This window comes from Pseudoalteromonas sp. NC201 (assembly GCF_002850255.1).
In the GTDB taxonomy this organism is placed as follows: Bacteria; Pseudomonadota; Gammaproteobacteria; order Enterobacterales; family Alteromonadaceae; genus Pseudoalteromonas.
The window spans coordinates 757896-772947 of sequence record NZ_CP022522.1; the positions used below are offsets into that span (position 1 = coordinate 757896).

General features: G+C 43.7%; 11 protein-coding genes and 1 tRNA gene. 7 read left to right on the forward strand and 5 right to left on the reverse strand.

Features of this window, described 5'->3' with window-relative positions:
• Positions 1 to 30 precede the first annotated feature (30 nt).
• The 4 genes from surE (at position 31) to rpoS (ending at position 3408) form a co-directional block, all read left to right on the forward strand.
• On the forward strand, positions 31 to 771 hold the full coding sequence (gene surE / locus PNC201_RS03275; protein WP_010377409.1) for a 5'/3'-nucleotidase SurE: 741 nt from the start codon (positions 31 to 33) through the stop codon (positions 769 to 771).
• A 9-nt stretch (positions 772 to 780) separates the two neighbouring features.
• The gene (locus tag PNC201_RS03280) at positions 781 to 1419 is read left to right on the forward strand and encodes a protein-L-isoaspartate(D-aspartate) O-methyltransferase (protein ID WP_010605637.1); all 639 of its coding nucleotides are present in this window, start codon (positions 781 to 783) and stop codon (positions 1417 to 1419) included.
• A 123-nt stretch (positions 1420 to 1542) separates the two neighbouring features.
• Entirely contained in the window at positions 1543 to 2364 is an 822-nt protein-coding gene (locus PNC201_RS03285; protein ID WP_102056159.1) for a peptidoglycan DD-metalloendopeptidase family protein, read from the forward strand.
• Between the two features lie 63 nt (positions 2365 to 2427).
• On the forward strand, positions 2428 to 3408 hold the full coding sequence (gene rpoS / locus PNC201_RS03290; RefSeq protein ID WP_010605635.1) for an RNA polymerase sigma factor RpoS: 981 nt from the start codon (positions 2428 to 2430) through the stop codon (positions 3406 to 3408).
• 85 nt (positions 3409 to 3493) lie between these two features.
• Here rpoS and PNC201_RS03295 read toward each other — a convergent pair whose 3' ends face one another.
• The 3 genes from PNC201_RS03295 to pepA form a co-directional block, all read right to left on the reverse strand.
• A complete protein-coding gene (locus PNC201_RS03295; RefSeq protein ID WP_102056160.1) occupies positions 3494 to 6343 on the reverse strand; it encodes a valine--tRNA ligase in 2850 nt (949 codons plus the stop codon).
• Positions 6344 to 6363: 20 nt separating this feature from the next.
• Complete coding sequence (locus PNC201_RS03300) at positions 6364 to 6810, reverse strand: DNA polymerase III subunit chi (RefSeq protein WP_010377414.1); 447 nt, start codon at positions 6808 to 6810, stop codon at positions 6364 to 6366.
• 497 nt (positions 6811 to 7307) lie between these two features.
• Complete coding sequence (gene pepA, locus PNC201_RS03305) at positions 7308 to 8819, reverse strand: leucyl aminopeptidase (RefSeq protein WP_010605633.1); 1512 nt, start codon at positions 8817 to 8819, stop codon at positions 7308 to 7310.
• 196 nt (positions 8820 to 9015) lie between these two features.
• Between pepA and lptF the strand changes: the two genes are divergently transcribed.
• Positions 9016 to 10128, forward strand: a complete 1113-nt coding sequence (gene lptF / locus PNC201_RS03310) for an LPS export ABC transporter permease LptF (protein ID WP_102056161.1) — start codon at positions 9016 to 9018, stop codon at positions 10126 to 10128.
• Positions 10125 to 11192 carry an LPS export ABC transporter permease LptG gene (lptG, locus tag PNC201_RS03315; RefSeq protein WP_102056162.1) on the forward strand — a complete coding sequence of 356 codons (1068 nt, stop codon included), beginning with the start codon at positions 10125 to 10127 and terminating at the stop codon, positions 11190 to 11192. The genes lptF and lptG overlap by 4 nt, the downstream gene beginning before the upstream one ends.
• A 93-nt stretch (positions 11193 to 11285) precedes the next feature.
• Here the strand turns inward: lptG and PNC201_RS03320 are convergent, their stop codons facing one another.
• Positions 11286 to 11783, reverse strand: coding sequence for an RDD family protein (locus tag PNC201_RS03320; RefSeq protein ID WP_102056163.1), 498 nt, complete (start codon positions 11781 to 11783; stop codon positions 11286 to 11288).
• A 317-nt stretch (positions 11784 to 12100) separates the two neighbouring features.
• Between PNC201_RS03320 and PNC201_RS03325 the strand changes: the two genes are divergently transcribed.
• Positions 12101 to 12185 (forward strand) — tRNA-Leu (locus PNC201_RS03325).
• Positions 12186 to 13101: 916 nt separating this feature from the next.
• On the opposite strand, the gene PNC201_RS03330 is transcribed toward PNC201_RS03325, so the two are convergent.
• Complete coding sequence (locus PNC201_RS03330) at positions 13102 to 14709, reverse strand: methyl-accepting chemotaxis protein (protein WP_102056164.1); 1608 nt, start codon at positions 14707 to 14709, stop codon at positions 13102 to 13104.
• Positions 14710 to 15052: the final 343 nt, after the last annotated feature.

Genomic DNA, 15052 nt, shown 5'->3' on the forward strand with positions numbered 1-15052 from the left:
TCATTGTCTAACAAGAAAAAGAGGTGAAATATGAAGATCCTATTGAGTAATGACGATGGTGTTCACGCCAAGGGTATTGCTATCTTGTATCAAGCGTTATCACAAATCGCGGACGTAACCGTCATTGGTCCAGATAGAAACTGTAGCGGTGCGAGTAACTCGTTAACCTTATTAAACCCGCTCAGAGCGACTACGCTAGATAATGGTTTTATCTCCGTGAATGGCACGCCCACCGACTGTGTTCACCTTGGAGTGAACAAACTGATGGATGAATTGCCGGATTTAGTCGTTGCAGGGATCAACAATGGCGCTAACCTTGGCGATGATACGCTGTACTCTGGCACTGTTGCGGCGGCCACTGAAGGTCGACATGTGGGCTTGCCTGCGATTGCCGTTTCTCTTTGCTCTAAAAATGAAGCCCACTACGAAACTGCAGCGCATGTCACGGTAGAGATCATTAAAAAGCTTGCAAACCACCCGCTACCAAAAGACCAAATCATTAATATCAACGTCCCTGATATTCCATTAAGTGACTTAAAAGGGATTAAAGTCACTCGACTAGGCTCACGTCATAAAGCGGATACCATGACCGAACAAATCGACCCATGGGGCCGAAGTGTGTACTGGTATGGCACGTTAGGTCATGAAAGTGACGCTGGTGAAGGCACGGATTTTCATGCTGTAAACAATGGTTATGCCGCTATCACACCGCTCAAGGTGGATATGACGGCTTACGAGAGCTTAGATGCTGTGGCGAGCTGGTTATCTTAAGAGGCGTATGTGCTGAATAATTATCAGGGCAGTGCCAACGCGCTGGTGGAACTGCTAACACAGCAAGGCGTAGAAGATAAAATGGTACTCAATGCCATCGCTAACACGCCTAGACACTTGTTTGTCGATGAAGTGCTTAAACATAAGTCATATGAAAATACTGCACTTCCTATCGGTCAAGGGCAAACGATATCACAACCTTTTATCGTCGCTAAAATGACTGAAGTGTTAAAACAAGTGGGTGTTAAAGGGCGCATTTTGGAAGTGGGGACGGGCTCTGGTTATCAGACCGCCATACTGGCACAAGTGTTTGAACAGGTTTTTAGCATCGAGCGGATCAAGTCGCTGCAGTGGCAAGCGCGCAGAAGGCTGCATTTGCTGGATTTATACAATGTTACCATGAAACATGGTGACGGTTGGAAGGGCTGGGCTTCAAAAGCGCCCTTTGCGGGGATCATTGTTACAGCCGCTGCACAATCAGTTCCAGATGATTTGTTGACGCAACTAGAAGATGGCGGTGCCATGGTCATTCCAATTGGGATTGAAGAGCAAATACTCACGTTATTTGTTAAACAAGGTGAGCAGTTTATTCGCCATGCTCTAGCTCCCGTGCGCTTTGTGCCTTTAATCGCTGGCGAAGTCGGTTAATTTGCTGGTTTTAAAAACAACTCCATAAAATATAACTATTTTTCCAGTAGAATGTGAAAACCAAGCAAAATTAAGTTAGATTGATATGATAGTCGTTGATAGTAGCACTGGAAAATATAAGTAATGCGCAAGTCTCAGGTCATCATATCGATTTATTTAAGCGGCCTGCTTGTTGCCTGTTCGTCGAATCATACGCCTGCACCTGTAACAACTTTATACTCTGGTAAGACCACCTCGTCACATAAAATTAATATTAACGGAAGCAGTTACAAAGTAAAAAAAGGCGATACTTTATTTGCAATTGCATTTAGCGCGAACAAAGATGTAAGAACACTTGCGAAAATCAATAAAATTAAGCCTCCGTACACGATCTATCCCAATCAGATCATTCGTCTAGAATATCCCAGAAATAAAAACAAAAAGAACATAAAATACACGAAAGTAAACCACAAGTCTCAGTCTTTAAAACAAAAAAGTAACAAAACCTCCAAAAAAGAGCTTGATAAGCCAAATCAACGAGAGTATGTTCAAAGACAAGCCACACAAAAATCTAGTAGTACCAAGGCTTTGTATAATAATAAGGTACTATGGAAATGGCCTGCTGAAGGCAAGGTGACTCGTCACTTCTCTGTTAAAGAGAATGGTTATAAGGGATTGGAGATCTCAAATAAACTGGGCACTTCAGTTAAGGCTGCTGCTGGCGGTGTAGTTGTATATGCAGGGAGTGCGTTGCGTGGGTATGGCAATTTAATCATTCTGAAACATACAGATGATTATCTAAGTGCGTATGCCCACAACGCTAAGTTACTCGTCAGAGAACAGCAAAAAGTTAAAGTTGGGGAAAAAATTGCCGAAATGGGTAGTACAGATGCTTCTAAGACGGCGCTTAGGTTTGAGATCCGTTTTAAAGGTCAAGCTGTAAACCCGGCAAAATACTTGCCATAAAGTAATGCGAGTACATCGATTGGTTCGAGTACCCTTACTTTTATTCGCTTGGGGAGAATACTTATGGCTCACACTGCAAAATTACCTACAAAATCTACTCCTGAGTTAGACAAGCTCGAAGATGATAATATTGACGAACCGAAAGACGAATTACTTGAAGACCTCGAAGACGACGAAGAAGTTTTTGCCAAAGAAGAAGTGGTTAAAAACTTAGATGCCACTCAACTCTATTTAGGTGAAATTGGATTTTCCCCACTGCTCAGTGCAGAAGAAGAAGTTTACTTTGCGCGTAAAGCGTTAAAGGGGTGTGAAGCCTCACGTAAACGGATGATAGAGAGTAACTTGAGATTAGTGGTTAAAATCGCTCGTCGTTATAACAACCGTGGTTTGGCATTACTTGACCTCATTGAAGAAGGTAACTTAGGTCTGATAAGAGCTGTAGAAAAGTTTGATCCGGAACGTGGATTTAGATTTTCTACTTATGCAACTTGGTGGATCCGTCAAACCATCGAACGCGCTATCATGAACCAAACTCGTACCATTCGTTTGCCAATTCATGTTGTCAAAGAGCTCAACGTTTACCTACGTACAGCACGTGAATTGACGCAAAAGTTGGATCATGAACCTACCGCAGAAGAAATCGCTGAATGTCTCGACAAACCTGTCGAAGAGGTCAGCAAGATGCTGCGTCTGAACGAAAAGATCACTTCGGTTGATACGCCTATTGGTGGTGAAAATGACAAAGCACTGCTCGATATAATCGCGGATGAAAAGGGCGGTGGTCCAGAAACCGAAGTGCAGAGCAACGATATTAATAAGCACATTGTTGATTGGCTTGGAGAGTTAAATCCAAAACAGCGAGAAGTGCTAGCGAGACGCTTTGGTCTGCTCGGTTATGAGCCGTCTACGCTTGAAGATGTTGGCCGCGAAATCGGGCTAACGAGAGAGCGTGTAAGGCAAATTCAAGTTGAGGCATTGAGACGCTTGAAGGATATTTTACAACATGAAGGGTTAAGTACCGACAGCCTATTCGAGCAACAGTAATACTTTAATCAGTTAATGAAAAAGCCGCAATATGCGGCTTTTTTAATTTTTGCAGTGGTATAAAACCAACCAAGATAGAAAGCGATTACAAGCTTTCTATCTTTGCTTTTTGTTCAAGTAGCTTCGTTTTTGCATCGCTAAACTCAGCTAATTTTGCTTTCTCTTTAGCAAGTACCGCTTCAGGCGCATTACTTACAAACTTTTCGTTTGCGAGTTTCTTTTCGACCTGCTCAAGACCTTTTTCTGCTTTTTCAAGCTGTTTGGCAATACGTGCAAGTTCAGCTTCTACATCAATCAGACCTGCCATTGGGATCATGATTTCAAGGTCGCCGATAAACGCAGTCGCACAAGCTGGTGCTTCGTCTTTGCTTGCAAGCAAATCTACCGTTTCCAGTTTTGCCAGAGCACTTAAGAAAGCTTGGTTTTCTTCTAGACGACGTTTGTCATCTTCGCTTGCACCAGTAAGTAACACGTTTAGCGGCTTGCTTGGACTGATGTCCATTTCACCACGAATGTTACGGATAGCAATAATAAACTGCTTCACCCACTCAAGGTCTGCCATCGCTTGCGCATCAACTTTGCTTTCGTCGAATACTGGGAACGCTTCAAGCATAATTGTCTTCGCTTCGACACCTGCGATTGGTGCTACACGTTGCCAAATTGTCTCTGTGATATAAGGCATTAGTGGGTGCATCAAACGAAGTAAGCCTTCCAATACGGTGATAAGCGTATGACGTGTACCACGTTGCTGCGCTTCATTGCCTTTAAATAGAATTGGCTTAGTTAGCTCTAGATACCAGTCACAGAATTGGTTCCATGTGAACTCATAAATGGTATTTGCCGCAAGGTCAAAACGATAGTTATCTAAGTGCTCAGAGAACACCTTAACTGTATTTTGGAATTGGCCTAAAATCCAACGATCCGCTAGAGAATACACTTTTTCGTTATCGTTGAAGCCACAGTCTTGTTCTTCTGTGTTCATCAATACATAACGGCTAGCATTCCACAGCTTGTTACAGAAGTTACGGTACCCTTCAAGACGGTTCATATCCCAGTTGATATCACGTCCCGTTGATGCCATTGCTGCAAGAGTGAAACGCAATGCATCAGTACCGTGTGCTTCAATACCATCGACAAATGTTTTGCGCGTATTCTTCTCGATTTTTGCCGCAAGCTGTGGCTGCATCATGTTGCCAGTACGTTTTGTCACTAGGCTCTCAAGATCGATACCGTCAATCATGTCTAGTGGATCTAACACGTTACCTTTTGACTTAGACATCTTATCGCCATTTTCGTCGCGAATAAGGCCAGTCACATAAACGGTCTTAAATGGAACTTGAGGTTTACCATCTTCATCTTTGATGAAATGCATGGTCATCATGATCATGCGAGCTACCCAGAAGAAGATAATATCGAAACCAGTAACCAAGGTATCTGAAGGGTGGAATACCTTTAGATCTTCCGTGTTTTCAGGCCAACCTAACGTTGAGAAAGTCCACAGTGCAGAAGAGAACCAAGTGTCTAGTACGTCTTCATCTTGTGTCAGCGTTACACTCGCATCTAGGTTATGGTTTTGACGAGCTTCTGCTTCGTCACGACCAACATATACATTACCTTCGCTGTCATACCATGCCGGGATCCTGTGGCCCCACCAAAGTTGACGGGAAATACACCAGTCTTGAACATCACGCATCCAAGAGAAGTACATGTTCTCGTATTGCTTAGGTACAAATTGAATATCGCCATCTTCTACCGCTTTTACCGCAGGCTCAGCAAGAGGAGCAACGCGAACATACCACTGATCGGTAAGTAATGGCTCGATAACTACGCCAGAGCGGTCGCCGTAAGGAACGGTTAGACTGTGATCGTCGATTTTCTCGAGTAGACCAAGCTGCTCAAACTCGTCAACGATTTGCTTACGCGCATCGAAACGGTCAAGGCCGTGGAAACGCTCTGGAATTGGTGCATCCATCGCTTCAAGTGGTTTACCATCAAAAGTAAAGCACTCACCCGTATTTAGAACAGCCGCGTCTTTGTTGAACACGTTGATCATTGGCAGCTCATGGCGCTTACCAACTTCGTTATCGTTAAAGTCGTGTGCTGGCGTGATTTTTACGCAGCCCGTGCCTTTTTCCATATCTGCATGTTCATCGGCAACGATAGGAATGCGACGGTTGACGATAGGAAGTAGAATTTCTTTGCCAATTAAGTCTTGGTAACGTTCATCATCCGGGTTTACCGCAACGCCAGTGTCACCAAGCATGGTTTCTGGACGAGTGGTTGCTACGATAATGTAGTCTTTACCATCTTTTGTGGTTACGCCATCCGCAAGTGGATAGCGTAAATTCCACATATGGCCCTGCTTGTCTTTATTCTCAACTTCTAAATCAGAAATTGCAGTGTGTAATTTAGGATCCCAGTTAACTAGACGCTTACCACGGTAAATTAAGTCATCTTGATATAGACGAACGAATACTTCTTTTACTGCTTCAGACAAGCCGTCATCCATCGTAAAACGTTCTCTATCCCAATCTACAGACGCGCCTAAACGGCGTAACTGTTTGGTGATTGTGCCACCTGATTGCTCTTTCCATTCCCAGATTTTATTGATGAATTCGTCACGGCCTAAATCATGGCGTGATTTACTTTCTTCAGCTGCAAGCTTACGCTCAACTACCATCTGAGTGGCGATACCTGCGTGGTCGGTACCCACTTGCCATAGTGTGTTTTTGCCTTTCATACGCTGATAGCGGATCAAAGTGTCCATGATAGTGTCTTGGAACGCGTGGCCCATGTGTAGACTACCTGTGACATTCGGCGGTGGGATCATAATCGAGTATGCGTCACCATTGCCTGATGGCTTAAAGTAGCCATTTGACTCCCAGTCTTGATACAAAGACTGTTCAATATCTTGTGGATTGTAGGTTTTATCCATTACACAGAACCCTAAAAATGCTATTTCTCAATGTCTTCAGTGGAAATTGTTGCGCCAAGTGCACGAAGTTGCTTAAAGCGTTCTCGTGCGGCTTGCTTAGCGCTGGCTTCAACAGGCACAAAGTCTATCACCTGTTCAAAGCGACGAATAAAGTCAGGGACGACCCGAGCCAGATTAATCAGCACGGGGCGACGAGCAGCAGGAGGCATAGTGCCAATTTCCACTGGTGCGCCGCCTTTGGGGCCTTCGCCTTGTAAGTTGTGGGGCACAAACCTGTCTGCGTCAAAACACCAAAGGTGCTCATCGAATAAATGAGCGTCGTCAGTATTATCGACGTTAACAAAGATACGGTGTCCAGCTTGATATAAGCTCGCCGCAGTTTGTGCTGCCAGATCAAAATGAGCCGGAACGCTAATCCCCGGCTCATCGTTTTGTTTTAACACGTAAAAGCGCGCTTTGATAGTCATGATAATAATACCAATTGCGAGGAGTACTGAGGTTTGCCACAGGCTCCACAGCTGCTCAATATCTGTAATCTTGTTTACCGTGATAGCGTAGACGAAGAAAATCAGTATGCGCGGCTTAGTTTAAAACTAATTATAGCGCCACTTAAATGCACATAAATAAGCCTGTATTCTGCCATATAAAGGCAATACCATCAATCAAGAACCAAGAGAAGAAGAATAAAATATGGCAAGTGGTGAGGCGCGCTTGCTGAGATGGTTTAGTTGCTTTGTAGGCTTAATTTGGCGCGGGATATAGTCGCGGGGTAAACCCGCTGCTACATCATGTCGCGGGATAAACCTGCTGCTACGTGTCGCGGGATAAACCCGCTGCTACATGTCGCGGGATAAATCCGATGCTACATGTCGCGGGATAAACCCGCTGCTACGGTTTGGATTAACCTTGTGTAGCAGCGACTTTATGTCGCGACTTATGCTTGTTAAGTATCGCGACTAGACTATTAGTCTTGCTGCGCGTCCGTGATATTGGCGCGGTTAAGTAAGTATTGCATCAGCATAGGCACAGGACGACCTGTAGCGCCTTTGTTCTTGCCGCTGCGCCATGCTGTACCTGCGATGTCTAAATGCGCCCAGTTGTACTTTTTAGTAAATTTAGACAAGAAACACGCGGCTGTAATTGTGCCAGCTGCGCGACCACCTAAGTTCGTAAAGTCTGCAAATGGGCTCTCAAGTTGTTCTTGATAATCATCCCAAAGCGGTAGTTGCCACGCTCTGTCGCCGCTTTGCTCTGACGCTTTTAGCAAATCATGGGCAAGCGGGTTATGGTTCGATAATAAACCTGTTGCATGGCTACCAAGCGCAACAATACATGCCCCCGTTAAAGTCGCAACATCAACAACGGTTTCAGGCTCGAATGCTTCAACGTAAGTTAGTGCATCGCACAGTACTAAGCGGCCTTCGGCATCTGTGTTGAGTACTTCAACGGTCTGGCCGGACATAGTGGTTAAAATATCGCCCGGACGGTAAGCATCGCCTCCAGGCATATTTTCGCAGCCAGCTAAAACGCCAATCACGTTAAGTGGCAGTTGCATTTGTACGACAGCTCGCATCAAGCCAAGCACGCCCGCGGCTCCGCCCATGTCGTATTTCATTTCATCCATCGCTTCGCCAGGTTTGATAGAAATACCACCTGAGTCAAATGTTAAGCCTTTACCCACAAACACGATTGGTGCTTGGCCTTCGTCACCACCGTTATAGTGGATAACTGACATCACTGATTCGTTGCGACTGCCACGGCCAACCGCTAGGTATGAGTGCATACCCAGCTCTTCCATTTCTTGTTCGCCAACAAGGTTAACGGTAACGTTATCAAAGTCTTCAACCAACTGTTGTGCTTGCTCGCCCAAATAACGAGGGTTGCAGATGTTTGGCGGCATATTAGCAACGTCTTTACACAGCTTACTACCTGCTGCGATAGCAAGACCGTGCTCAATCGCGCTTTCACCGATTGTTAATTCACGACGCGTTGGTACGTTAAAGACGATTTTACGTAGCGGGCGTCTAGCCTCACTCTTTTTGCTTTTTAGTTGATTAAAGGTATACAGGCAATCTTGCGTGGTTTCGACCGCTTGGCGAACTTTCCAGTAAGTATCACGGCCCTTAACATGTTGCTCGGTCAGAAAACATACCGCTTCCATTGAGCCAGTTTCATTTAACGTATTGATGGTCTTAGAGATGATTTGTTTGTATTGTTTATCGTCGAGCTCTCTTTCCTTACCACAACCCACCAACAAAACGCGTTCGCTGAGTACATTTGGTACATGATGAAGAAGTAGAACTTGTCCTGGTTTGCCTTCAAGATCACCACGTCTAAGTAAATTTGAGATATAGCCTTCGCTTATTTTATCCAGCTGTTCACCAATTGGTGAGAGACGGCGTGGCTCGTATACACCTACAACAATACATGCGCTACGCTGTTTCTCTGGACTACCACTTTTAACGCTGAATTCCATTGCGACTCCTGAGTCTTTGTCATGTCATTTTGAACTTTTTATGCCAGCACACTTTCCTACATTAAAGTCATGAATATGCTTTAACCTTAGGTAGGATATTCCGGCGCATTGACATATAATAAAGTGACTAAAATAATCAGTTTACTCAATTTTTCCCACTATTCCAGTGAAACAAGACGTTTTATAGGGACGAACATTGCTTATTTTCCGCTATTTAACGGGTGAAGTACTAAAATCTCAGGTTGCGGTTTTTCTCACCTTAATGACAATATTTTTGTCACAAAAGTTTGTACTCATTCTGAGCTCAGCGTCTGAAGGGAGTATACCGGGTAAGTTAGTACTTGCTATGCTTGCGTTGAAACTGCCACAGTTGGCCGGATATATTTTACCGCTTAGTCTCTTTCTAGGGATCATTTTAGCCTATAGTCGCATCTACGCCGACAGTGAAATGACGGTACTGCGCGCTTGCGGGGTCAGTGAGTGGTATGTGGTTAGGGTGACTTTAGTCTCTAGTGTGTTTTTTGCATTACTGGCCGCTTGTGTGAGTATGTATATTGCACCTTGGGCGAGCGAAAAAGAGTACCAATTAAGAGAGCAAGCCGATGCGGAGTCGGGGCTTTCTACTCTCAGAGCCGGTAGATTTCAGCAAACGGGCAATGAAAAAGCGGTGGTATTTGTTCACGGCATTAGCGAACAAGGCCGCGAATTAGACAAAGTGTTTGTCGCGCAATTGCCCGAGAAGGACTCAAATCAAGCCGCTCGTTTAGTGTATGCGCAAAAAGGTGAAGTGATTGAGCTTGATAGTGGTGAGCAGCAACTACTCCTTCATGAAGGTAAGCGTTACGAGACTGATGGCTTCAGCCAAGCACTTAATCGCACTGAATTTGGTACTTATCAAGTGCAAATTAAAGAACAAGAAATTGAACACCAGCGCCGTAAATTAGAGGCTATTCCAAGCTTACAGTTACTTGAAATGGATACGCCAGAAGCAAAAGCGCAATTTCAGTTGCGATTGTCGGTGCCTATTTCCATTTTGTTACTCACTCTATTGGCTGTGCCTCTGAGTGTGGTTAACCCAAGACAAGGCAAGTTCGCTAAGCTCGTGCCAGCAATTACCCTGTATTTGGGTTATTTCATTTTACTCAATGCAGGCAAGTTTTTGTTAGCTGAAGAAAAAGTACCAGCCTCAGTCGGTCTCTGGTGGATCCACTTAAGTGTGCTCTTTATTGGCGTTTATTTAATTGCTAAAGGAAGACCTTTTGGTGTGTGGGTTCGCTCGGTATTTATGAAACGGGAGACGACGGTATGATGAAGACGCTAGATTGGTATTTAGGGCGTAGCATCTTACAAACCACAGGTTTCGCGCTATTAGTTTTTGTTGGGATCAATACGCTTATTAAGTTTATTGAGCAACTGCGCTCGGTTGGTCGTGGCAGCTATGATTTACTCGGTGCCATGCTCTATACCATTTACAGCATGCCAAGCGATATCGTGGTATTTTTCCCGATGGCTGCGCTGATAGGTGGCCTGATTGGGCTTGGTGCACTTGCCTCAAGCAGTGAACTAATTGTGATGCAAGCGGCTGGGTGGTCGCGTTTTCAAATTATTATGTCGGTGATGAAAACGGCAGTGGTGCTTGCACTACTGATGATGGCGCTTGGGGAGTGGGGCGCACCAAAAGCGGAGCAAACCGCAAAACGGTTAAAAAACGAAGCAATTTATGGCGGTGAAGTCTACAGCGCTCAGCGTGGTGTTTGGGCGAAAGATGGCGGCAATTTTATTAACATTGGTAATGTTGAAAAAAACGGTAAGCTTAAAGATATCGCGATTTATTATTTCGATGATTCACTAACACTGGCAAAAATAGTACGTGCTCAGTCGGCGCAAAGTATGTCTAACGGCTGGCAATTGCAAGACGTGGAAGAAGTACATATCGATCAACAGCAAATTACAACGCATTATTCAAAATCAATGCTCTATGAGTCTGAATTAAGCGAAGACAGATTGGGTGTCGTGTCGGTAGAGCCTGATGCTTTGTCTTTTACGGGGTTATGGTCATTTCTCGCTTATCTAAAGCAAAATGAGCAAGATTCAAGTAGCTATGAACTCGCGCTGTGGCGTAAGGTGATGCAGCCGCTGACGATTGGGGTTATGCTACTAGTGGCTTTGTCATTTATCTTCGGGCCACTGAGGACGGTGAGTATGGGCGCGCGGATTATTATGGGCGTGGTAACAGGCTTAGCCTTCCACCTGAGTAATGAAATTTTTGGCCCTATTGTGATGGTATATCAAGTTCCACCGGTGGTTGGCGCGTTAATGCCAAGCTTGTTATTTATTGGATTGGCTATCCATCTGCTGAAGAAACAAAATTAACGTTTTGAATTAAATAAAGAAATAGGCCTCATGTTGAGGCCTATATTTTTTATGGACATGGCTAATGGAATAGGCTGCTATTTGAAGCTTAGATTAATCTAAGCTGTTATAAACCTTTTTATTTTCCTCTTTGCTGAGTACTACCACTTCAGTGCCACACAGCATATCCTGGAGCGATCTTTTCTTTTTAAAGTCTAACAACACTATCAGATTACCCAGCCCAAGTAGTGCGCATAGGCTACGAGCGATTGCTTTTGGCCAAGTTAACAGTGCTCCGTCGGGGTTTTGCACTTTTAGGCGCCATGCGCGCATGCCGATAGTTTGACCGCTCTTAGTCCAAAAATAGGCAAAAAACAGCACTGAAACCAACACTAATAAAGTGGCTCTAAGTGTATATAAAATGGGATCCGCTTGGATCAGCGCCGATACGTCTTCATGATTACCAAGCGTGAGCACGTTAAATGAAATTAAGGCATTGATAGTTAGTAAAAATAACACGGTAGTCAGCATTGCGAACGCGACGACCACTAAGCTGTCGTATATAAGTGAAGCCAAGCGACGGCTGAAATTCGCTGGAGCAAAATGTGACATAACAACTCTCATAATTACAAGGTTGCGGGGTATTTTACACATAAACCGATAAAACGTTTACTGAATTACGTTAACTAATGGATTAGTAATGCCCTGTCTTTATAGCTTTGACATGAATAAAGTTGAATTTAGAGCAATATTTAACTACTTGTGTGCAAATAACAAGCAGTTAACGCCTTATTGCAAAAAAATTACTTGCCGTTCTTAATCGCCTTTGTATAATGCAAAGCATAGAGACGAAGGCAAATAAAAAAAGCCTGAGCTCAAAGTGGTTTTTCTTTATTTTCTCTTGTTTTAGAAGATGAAAGAAAAATTATGCCAGTGTGATGGAATTGGTAGACATGACGGATTCAAAATCCGTTGCCTTCGGGCGTGGCGGTTCAAGTCCGCCCACTGGTACCACTTTTTATAACCCTTGCTTTTTAGCAGGGGTTTTTTTATGCCTCAAATTTATGCTTTGAAATTATGATATCGGACTTGGACGCCACGCGGGTGGCGCTAATACAGGTTAAGAGCCCGCCCACTGGTACCACTTTTTATAACCCTTGCTTTTTAGCAGGGGTTTTTTTATGCCTCAAATTTATGCTTTGAAATTATGATATCGGACTTGGACGCCACGCGGGTGGCGCTAATACAGGTTAAGAGCCCGCCCACTGGTACCACTTTATAAGCGGGTCGCTTTAGCAGGGGTTTTGTCGCTCCAAATTTATGCTTTGAAATTATGATATCGGAATCTCGACGCCAAGATGGTGGCGCTAATACAGGTTAAGAGCCCGCCCACTGGTACCACTTTATAACCCTTGCTTTTCTTAGCAGGGGTTTTATGCCTCAAATTTATGCTTTGAAATTATGATATCGACTTGGACGCCACGCGGTGGCGCTAATACAGGTTAAGAGCCCGCCCACTGGTACCACTTTTTATAACCCTTGCTTTTTAGCAGGGGTTTTTTTATGCCTCAAATTTATGCTTTGAAATTATGATATCGGACTTGGACGCCACGCGGGTGGCGCTAATACAGGTTAAGAGCCCGCCCACTGGTACCACTTTTTATAACCCTTGCTTTTTAGCAGGGTTTTTTTTATGCCTCAAATTTATGCTTTGAAATTATGATATCGGACTTGGACGCCACGCGGGTGGCGCTAATACAGGTTAAGAGTCCGCCCACTGGTACCACTTTTTATAACCCTTGCTTTTTAGCAAGGGTTTTTTATGCCTGAATTGTAGGTCGAGATTTATCTCGACAAATTGGCTTTATCTCAATGGATTGGCTCGCTAGACTGCAGTGGCCTTTTCAGATTTAAAGCATACCCAAAAACCTTATGATCGTAATGTGAATCTTTGCACTAATTGTGCAAGCGCTGTGGCTTGTTCACGCAACTCCTCACTTGAATGCGCTGCAACTTGGGTATCTTGCAATGAGCTACGACTAGACTCTTCAATATGTGATACATCACGGGCCATTTCACTCGCAACTACGGACTGCTCCTCTGTTGCTGTTGCAATGGACTGGATCATAGTCGCGATTTCTGATGCACTTTTGACAATTTCTTCAAGCTGAGTTCCAGCTTCTTCCGCCATTAATACACTCTGCTCAACTTGATTCACGCTGCTTTGCATAGAAGTGACCGCATGCTCTGTTTGTAATTGAATTGATTGTACTGTTGATACAACTTCTTCTGTGGCTTTTGAGGTGCGTTCAGCCAGTGTTCTTACTTCGTCGGCTACAACGGCAAACCCTCGGCCTTGTTCGCCAGCTCTTGCAGCCTCAATTGCTGCGTTAAGCGCTAGTAAGTTTGTTTGTTCCGCAATACTGCCAATAACGCTTATTACATTGCCTATTTGACTACTTAGCTCGCCCAAGTTGGTTACGTTGCTAGCGGTACTTTGCACATCTTTTGAAGCTGCACGGATTTTTTCTATGGTTTCGCCGACCGACTTACCACCTTGACTTGCTAGAGATCTTGCTTGATCTGCATGGCCCGCGGCGACTTGACTCTGTGCTGCAACTTCAGAAACAGTTGCGCTCATTTCTTCTATCGCCGTAGCAACTTGAGTTGATTGATCTGAAGACGATTGGCTACGTACGGCAATTTGGTTATTTGTAGCGGCGATATTACTGCTTGATGTGCGGACTTCTCCAACGACCTTACTGATTTCTTTGAGCAGGTTATTCAATGAAGCTGCCATTTTATTTGTTGACGAGGCAAGACTATCTATTTCATCTTTGTCTTGATGGACGATATCGGGACGAGAAATATCGCCATTACTCACTCGCTCTGCAACTTCAAGTACTTGATTCAGGCGATTTATGATGGACTTATTCATTGAGTAAGCCACAATCACCCCTAATATTGCTGCAACGATACAAATGATAATTATAACTAAGAGCGTTGAGTTGAGGCCATTGACTAAATTATCAAGAGACCTGATGGCGTCTTCTCTTTCTTCGTTGGCAGACACAGTTAAGAGCTTATTTAGCGGATCAAGGTAAGTGTCATCCGCAGATTTTAAAGTCCGGTTACTATTTTCTAGACTTATATTTTGAACATTGAACAACTCAGTTTGAATGCGCTTTTGGTATTGAGATATCAAGTTCATTATTTCAGCCATCTTTTCGCGGTCTGAAGCTTTACTTGATTCGTAGATATAAAGCGTTTTATGTGTTTCTTTGAATTCTTCAAATAGCTTATCGAATAGCTGCTTTTTGCTTTTATCACCGTTTGCATATTCGAGCGCTGAGGCTTCCAATTTATGACCAATATCTAACAGTTGGTTGTAGTAGATCATGCCTGGAAGATCATCATTTTTGATCTCAAAAGCACGAGCGGTTTCTGATAAGACCTTGAACCATACTAGGATGCTCGAGAATGTCATCAGTAGTATTAGCGTACCAAAGGCAAGGTAGAGTTTTTTACTTAACTTCATTGTTACCACCTGAATATCAAATTTTGATTAAATCATATCCTTGATACGTATTCTACGGGCTGACTACTAATAATACATATTAGCAGGTTCCTGTAGCGAGGGCGTGTTGACTGTCATGCATATATGCATATTTTTTAAGAATGGTTATGTTGTTCAATTTGAATACCAATTTAGAGCTGAATCGTTTTAACATTGATACTTTAATTAGGTCGGGTATGGTTATTATTGCATTTAATTGAATTTTTTATGACAAATCTCTTGTGCTGCTTAGATGCTATCTTGAGAGAATATTAGTCTTTTAGTTTGGTGGCTGAGGTTGTGAAGTTTGCAGCGAGCCCAAAAA

Bases quoted from the DNA above. Each gene is read 5' to 3' on its own strand.
- surE (WP_010377409.1), top strand. From the start codon at position 31: ATGAAGATCCTATTGAGTAATGACGATGGTGTTCACGCCAAGGGTATT.
- PNC201_RS03285 (WP_102056159.1), top strand. From the start codon at position 1,543: ATGCGCAAGTCTCAGGTCATCATATCGATTTATTTAAGCGGCCTGCTT.
- rpoS (WP_010605635.1), top strand. From the start codon at position 2,428: ATGGCTCACACTGCAAAATTACCTACAAAATCTACTCCTGAGTTAGAC.
- PNC201_RS03295 (WP_102056160.1), bottom strand. From the start codon at position 6,343: ATGGATAAAACCTACAATCCACAAGATATTGAACAGTCTTTGTATCAA.
- PNC201_RS03300 (WP_010377414.1), bottom strand. From the start codon at position 6,810: ATGACTATCAAAGCGCGCTTTTACGTGTTAAAACAAAACGATGAGCCG.
- pepA (WP_010605633.1), bottom strand. From the start codon at position 8,819: ATGGAATTCAGCGTTAAAAGTGGTAGTCCAGAGAAACAGCGTAGCGCA.
- lptG (WP_102056162.1), top strand. From the start codon at position 10,125: ATGATGAAGACGCTAGATTGGTATTTAGGGCGTAGCATCTTACAAACC.
- PNC201_RS03320 (WP_102056163.1), bottom strand. From the start codon at position 11,783: ATGTCACATTTTGCTCCAGCGAATTTCAGCCGTCGCTTGGCTTCACTT.
- PNC201_RS03330 (WP_102056164.1), bottom strand. From the start codon at position 14,709: ATGAAGTTAAGTAAAAAACTCTACCTTGCCTTTGGTACGCTAATACTA.